13 protein-coding genes are annotated in these 5,666 nt (G+C 64.1%); all 13 read right to left on the bottom strand.

Annotated elements, in window-relative coordinates; all coding sequences use genetic code 11:
• Positions 1-110: 110 nt before the first annotated feature.
• The gene (locus ACOJSN_RS21565; protein ID WP_420114539.1) at positions 111-449 is read right to left on the bottom strand and encodes a hypothetical protein; all 339 of its coding nucleotides are present in this window, start codon (positions 447-449) and stop codon (positions 111-113) included.
• A complete protein-coding gene (locus ACOJSN_RS21560; protein ID WP_420114538.1) occupies positions 446-631 on the bottom strand; it encodes a hypothetical protein in 186 nt (61 codons plus the stop codon). Before ACOJSN_RS21560 ends, ACOJSN_RS21565 begins: the two co-directional genes overlap by 4 nt.
• On the bottom strand, positions 628-942 hold the full coding sequence (locus tag ACOJSN_RS21555) for a DUF4406 domain-containing protein (protein ID WP_420114537.1): 315 nt from the start codon (positions 940-942) through the stop codon (positions 628-630). Before ACOJSN_RS21555 ends, ACOJSN_RS21560 begins: the two co-directional genes overlap by 4 nt.
• Positions 939-1,574: a hypothetical protein gene (locus ACOJSN_RS21550; protein WP_420114536.1), complete on the bottom strand. Its 636-nt coding sequence runs from the start codon at positions 1,572-1,574 to the stop codon at positions 939-941. The genes ACOJSN_RS21555 and ACOJSN_RS21550 overlap by 4 nt, the downstream gene beginning before the upstream one ends.
• Positions 1,571-1,774, bottom strand: coding sequence for a hypothetical protein (locus ACOJSN_RS21545; protein ID WP_420114535.1), 204 nt, complete (start codon positions 1,772-1,774; stop codon positions 1,571-1,573). Before ACOJSN_RS21545 ends, ACOJSN_RS21550 begins: the two co-directional genes overlap by 4 nt.
• A gap of 93 nt (positions 1,775-1,867) precedes the next feature.
• Complete coding sequence (locus ACOJSN_RS21540; protein WP_420114534.1) at positions 1,868-2,575, bottom strand: hypothetical protein; 708 nt, start codon at positions 2,573-2,575, stop codon at positions 1,868-1,870.
• A gap of 210 nt (positions 2,576-2,785) precedes the next feature.
• Entirely contained in the window at positions 2,786-3,148 is a 363-nt protein-coding gene (locus tag ACOJSN_RS21535) for a hypothetical protein (protein ID WP_420114533.1), read from the bottom strand.
• A gap of 663 nt (positions 3,149-3,811) precedes the next feature.
• Entirely contained in the window at positions 3,812-4,066 is a 255-nt protein-coding gene (locus ACOJSN_RS21530; protein WP_420114532.1) for a hypothetical protein, read from the bottom strand.
• A complete protein-coding gene (locus ACOJSN_RS21525) occupies positions 4,063-4,305 on the bottom strand; it encodes a hypothetical protein (RefSeq protein ID WP_420114531.1) in 243 nt (80 codons plus the stop codon). The genes ACOJSN_RS21530 and ACOJSN_RS21525 overlap by 4 nt, the downstream gene beginning before the upstream one ends.
• Positions 4,302-4,577 carry a hypothetical protein gene (locus ACOJSN_RS21520; RefSeq protein ID WP_420114530.1) on the bottom strand — a complete coding sequence of 92 codons (276 nt, stop codon included), beginning with the start codon at positions 4,575-4,577 and terminating at the stop codon, positions 4,302-4,304. The genes ACOJSN_RS21525 and ACOJSN_RS21520 overlap by 4 nt, the downstream gene beginning before the upstream one ends.
• A gap of 23 nt (positions 4,578-4,600) precedes the next feature.
• Positions 4,601-4,918: a DUF4031 domain-containing protein gene (locus tag ACOJSN_RS21515; RefSeq protein ID WP_420114529.1), complete on the bottom strand. Its 318-nt coding sequence runs from the start codon at positions 4,916-4,918 to the stop codon at positions 4,601-4,603.
• A 181-nt stretch (positions 4,919-5,099) separates the two neighbouring features.
• Positions 5,100-5,468, bottom strand: a complete 369-nt coding sequence (locus tag ACOJSN_RS21510; protein ID WP_420114528.1) for a hypothetical protein — start codon at positions 5,466-5,468, stop codon at positions 5,100-5,102.
• A partial coding sequence (locus ACOJSN_RS21505) for a hypothetical protein (RefSeq protein WP_420114527.1) occupies positions 5,465-5,666 on the bottom strand: 202 nt, incomplete at its 5' end. The genes ACOJSN_RS21505 and ACOJSN_RS21510, both read right to left, overlap by 4 nt.

The raw sequence follows: 5,666 nt of genomic DNA, 5'->3' as shown, positions 1-5,666 counted from the left end.
GGGCTGCTTGTCTTTGTCGACGCCGATAACCTCGAACCCTGCACGGTGGTATCCCATAGCCGCTCCGCCCGCGCATGAGAACAGGTCAAGCAAAACCGGCATGGCGCTCATCAGCTCACCCCCGATATGGTGCGGGGATGGCACATCAACGAATCCAGGGCGACTTCAGCAAGGATGCTCTCGCCGAGGCGGGTCGCATCATCGAGAAGATGGAGGCGAATCTCCCCATCCGTCATACCTCCGACGGTGGGCAGGTCTCCGGCGATCCCCAGCAACGTGATCTCGTCCGGCTGCTTCGCATCCTCAAGGACCAGATCGAACGGCTCGACGCAAAACTCTCCGAGTAGGCGTTTCACGCCGAGCTCGTTGTGGGGCAGCGGTGTTCGCGTGGCACCTCGATGGAGAGGTTCGTCGAGGACGACTGTCTCTTCATCCATCAGGACACTCATACCGATGCCTCCCGAACTGCGATCAGCGCCTGCCCGACCATCTGGTCGAACCACGGAGACTTACACCCCTCCACGAAGTGCTGCTCGTCGTTCTCCGCGACCATCGCCTGAATACGCGGGTCAGATGCGACGTAGAGGACGACCCCACCGATCACGGCCTCAGCCGGCGTCAAAGCGCTCATGCCAGCCACCCTTCGATCGGTCGAATGTCCATGCCCAGCTGCAGCGCCACGAGATGCTCGAGCGTGGCTCCCCTTGACCGTTCCCAACCGGGTAGGAGGGCGATACCCTCTGCGCGGATGACCATGCCGAGCGCGTGTCGCATGTACCATGCCCACGCCTGCGGCACCCCGGTATCGTTCAGGGCTTCGGCGTCGGCAGGGTTCAGTGGTTCATGACCCGCCCGCCGCAATTCACCTTCGGCGGCACGGAAGGCCGGGTAATTGAAATCCGGGAGACCGCTCATCGGCCCCGCGATGTACACCGTGCTCATGCCTCACCTCCGTGAATGAGTGAAGCCCCCACCGTGGTGGAGGCTTCTTGTCGTCTGATCGTTGCGACGTACCGGTGATGGATACCGAGGGCTTCGGCGATGGGCCGGTTGGCGTGGCCTTCGCGGATGAGTTCGATCACCCGGGGTACGACGGTGGGTTTGTGGTTCGGTTTCAAGCCGATGTAGGTGCGGACGGCTTTGATCTGGTTGCGGGTTTTGCCGAGGCGTTCCGCGATCTGCGCGTCCGTGAGACCGTCCTGGTTGAGGGTTTTGATCTGCTGCTGGTACTCGGTCAGCTCGCCACCGTGCTTCGCAGGGGTCGGCCGGGTGCCTGCCCGCGCCTTTCTGCGGGCTTGGTTGGCGCGTTCACGTCGTGCAGCATGCGTGCGGGCCTTCCGTGCCGCGAGAGCGGCGTCTGCGGCCTCCTGGACGGCTTTCCGTTCCTCCTCGAGAATCTGCGCGAGGGGTGTACCAGCGTCGATCGCTCTCCTGAACTCCCATTCGCCCTGGTATCGGCGGTGCACGTCACGGCACGGCAACACGGCAGGGCAATGCGACCCCCGGCACCCGTTCGTGAACCCCACCGGGGTGCCGTGCGGGAAGTCCGGGTCGTGGATGATGCTCGCGGTCATGCGATCCGCTCCTGTTCTCTGAGATGCCTCTCACGTTCACCACGCAGGTACTTGATCAGCTCGTCCGTCTTGTCTTGAAACACCCTCGCGAGTGTGTCCTTCACCGGGAGCGCACGAATCCGCTCCCTCAACACCCGTCTCCTGCGGACAGGGTTCTGTTCGGCGTCCTCGATGAACGCTTCGAACCATTCATCGGACAACCGCCAATCATCAGATCGACGCATCGTGAAACTCCCTTGCACGGAAAAGGCCACCCGCCCGTGAGGGTTGCTGGCCTGTGGATGACTTCGCGCTCAGATCAGCGCGGCTTCGTGTATGTATTGCTCGACCTCTGCGGGCGAACGTGTGACGCAACCTAGGACGTACTTGGTCGGCGAGTGTGGGATCGTCTTCGGCTTGTTCAGCAACCATGTGGACACCGCCACGGTGTTCGTCGGGGTGAGGGTTATCCCGAGCTTGTCGATGATGTGTGCCCTGACCCGGCTGACGTCGATGCCGTACTGGTCAGCGACCACGCTCTTGAACGAATCTGTGGATAACTCGTCGGTCACTTCGCGCGCGGTTGTTACGTGACTTGACTCAGGAACGTAAGTAGTAGTCGGGGTCGGGACGGGACGGGACGGGGCACCCGTACTAACACCGTTAGTAACGCCGTTACGCGCACCGTTACTAACCCTGTTTGCACGGTGTTTCTCAACCCGTTCACGCGTCTTCGCTCGCTCCGCTTCCACCTGTTCTCTGGTGGGCTGGTACTCGGCCCAGTCATGGAACACCCACACGTTCTCGGCTGCATCGAAGTCCCAGAGCCCGGCTAGTACAAGCTCCGTCGCCGCATCACGATCAGCGGCAAGCATCCTTAGGGTCCCGCTGGTGACTCGACCGTTGGTGAGGTGCTTCGCACAGTACGATCCCGCACGCGCCCACAGCCACCCGGCGGCGTCTGATAGTTCGATGACTTTCGGGTGAGACCAGAATCCGTCATCGACCTTGAACCAGGGCACTATCCACCTTCTCTCGGATCAGACGCAGAGGGCCTGGCAACACGTGAGATTCGGAGACAGAGCAATGGAAGGTGCTCGCCGACGCCCGGGTCGATCGCGGGACCGTGGCCTGCCGTTCGGGTGCAGCGGATCTGGAACAGTCCGGGACGGGCCGCGCCGCACGTGTTGCGCTCCGCTTCGGCGTCGCCCTCGACGTAGCGCGCGTAGTTGTCAGCCATTGCTCTGTCTCTCAATCTCGACATTCGCCGCGCACTTCCCTCGGCAGAAGATGCCATGCTCGCAACCCCAGAGGCGGACGTTCTGCGCGGCCTGTAGCTCCGCTCGCTTGGCCTTGAGTTGCGGGTCATTGAAGTAGTCGGCATCGGGCGGAGCGGGTTCCCCGCTCAACAGCTCGCCCGACCACTCCTCGTAGAGCGTCCCGCCCTGGTCATAGTCGTTGTACCCCCAGGACGTACCGCAGGAAGGGCATAGCCAGCCGTCGCCATCCGACTGGCACTCCTGCGCGCAGGTGCCGCACTCCGGCTCCCGGAACACCAGGGTCGGCGCTTCACTCAGCTTCACGTAGTCGCTCATGACTCCCTCCCAACCTCGACATCTGCCGCGTCGCACGCGGCGCACTCGTCATAGAGCGAATTCACTCCGTGCTTGCAATCGGTGATGAGGTGCGAGCCGCAGTCTGGACACGCAATCTGGTGACGTGCCCCGCAGGTGCCGGGGCAGTGCTCCGCCGGATTCCACGCACTGGGGTGAGTGCAGTCCTCACAGCAGAACCGACCCCGGTCGTCGCGGCAGTCCGGCATCGCCGTCCCGCAGTGCTCGCAATCGCCTTCTCGGATTGCTGCCGTCAGGGCCGCATCGGCCTCGCGGTACCTCAGCAGGTCGGTGGCCCTCATCTCGACGCGCAAGGCATCCGCGCGAGGTGTGCGATCAGCGGGGAACTCCGGGTCCGTTGCGATGCGGTCGGTCACGTCCACCGACGCCGCCAGGGCGTGGGCGGCGTTGTTGAACCGCCGCCGCGCCGCCTCGATCGCTTGTTCGTTGCTCATCGCTCTTGTCTCCCAATCTCGTGGTTGGTGGGCCGGCGGTGTCGCACCGCTGGCGAATAGAGTCCTCGCCCGTAGAACGAGTGGTAGAACGCGCGCCGCGTCGCCGGCAGGAACACGTACACCGGCCACCATGCGGGTGTGATACGGGCGCGGAGACCCCAGCGGATACGGCGCGCCCAGAAGGTGGAGATCATGTCTCGTCCCTCCCTTCCTGCTCTACAGGCACCCACGGGCCAGCCTTGCGACGGCGCATCGTAGGGCGTTCCGCTTCCGCATCTGCGATTGAGTCGTACCCGTACTCCCATTCCGGTTCCTCGGCCACGACACCATGAGCCAGCTTCTGGGTGAGCAGGGCGTGCATGCTGTCCCATCCGCTCGACGCAAGGCCACGCAGGATCGCCTCCCACTGATAGCCCGGCAGAGTGATACTGATCTGCTCGCTCATCCCTCCTCCTTCCGGTATGGGTTCCGCGCGGTGATCACGCTCATGGGCTCGGCGTAGAGTCGATGCCCCATCTCCGCGCCCTGGTCCCACGCTTCTGCTCGTACCTCGGCATCATGAGCAGCCAGCCAGCGACGGAACTCGGCACGGCGCTCCTGGGACTGAACGGGGATGCCGTGAGTGTCGTGGACTCGTCCGTAGACGCTCTCGATGTGCTCGGTGGAAGGTGTGTACTCGCTCATCGCGTTCTCCTCATCGCTTGTCGCTCCCTCGCCTCAGCGACCCGCTCGACCGCTGTGCGCGCGACATTCCCCATCACAGGGATGCCATCGCTGGTGAATCCGGTGATGCCGACCTGCACCTGGTTCGGCTCGTCGTCTCTAATCAGCGGTCGCGTCAGTGGCTGCGTGAGCCTCTGGCGTTCGCCTTGCGTCCACCCGCATTTCGAGACGAGGTAGTCGGCGATCGCTTCAAGGTCACCGGGCACGCCGAGGTGGTGCAGATCCTTCGCCATCGCGCGGCGCATCGCCCTCCCGCTCATCGCTTTACCTGCCCTTCCTGGGCGGCGCGCCATGCGGCACGCCACCGATTGCGGACTTCGGCCAGCTCGAGCATCGTCATCGGGATCGCTCCGGCGGCGATCGCTCGGGCGCGCATGGGGCGGGTCACGTCGTAGTGCTCGTAGACGGGATGCCCGGGCTTCTGGATATACGACCGGCGAAAGGCCGATCTTGTCGGCCATCGCGTCGAGCTCTCGCGGGTGTCGGCCTCCATGTGGCGCCACTCACTCGAGACGGCGCGGCGACCGTTCGGAACGGTGGCCTTGCGGAACATGTCGTCCACGTAGACGCTCATCGCCTGTCTCCTTCCTGTCCGACGACACCGGCGATAGGTGCGTGGCATCGCCCGCTGCCGGTGAAGTCTGTGCGCAGTCGGTCGCCGCCGCATGTCGCGCACGGCTCGTTGTCCTTCGCCCGCTGGCGTGCACGGAGAACCGACGCTTCGAGCGCGCCCATGAGGTCGATCTGCTCGCCGCTCATCGCCCCTCACCCCCTGCCGTGTTCTGCACTTCGATCCACCACGTGTCCTCCCACTCGATGCTCACCGGGTAGGTGCCGAGGTCGAGGCCGTCGAACGTCTCCTCTTCCGTGCGGTACTCGAAGGCGTAGCCGAGCGCACAGTCGTCGGTGTCGTGCACGATCCACTCGCGGTTGTCCCAGTTCCACCAGTGCTCAAGGCCGTGGCGGATGCGCTCCGTCTCGTACTCGGGATTCATGGTCTGGCACGCCCACCTCTCGCACCGCTTGCCAACCATGCAGTCGGCCCCATGCGTGCCGCCGAACTCGTATCCGTAGTCGTCGGTCGTCTCGTCCGGCAGGCTCGTGATGGTGACGGTGTGGCTCATCGGTTCTCTCCCTGCTCGGTGGATGGAAGGATGTGGGCATGGCCCTTGTGACCACGGTCCTCGTCGGCCTCATTGCCCTCGGAGATCTCGCGGCCCTGGTCGCTGTCGCTGTGATTCTTCTGCGGCGACGGTAGGTTCTCTCCCGGGGTGGCGGCACACGGTGCGAACGAATCAGGAAACTGTTGCTCTTGACCCCAC

It is taken from the genome of Pseudactinotalea sp. (genome assembly GCF_048594945.1).
GTDB lineage: Bacteria > Actinomycetota > Actinomycetes > Actinomycetales > Beutenbergiaceae > Pseudactinotalea.
The sequence above is the reverse complement of the archived record's forward strand: the minus strand, read 5'-3'. Positions and strand labels throughout refer to the sequence as shown.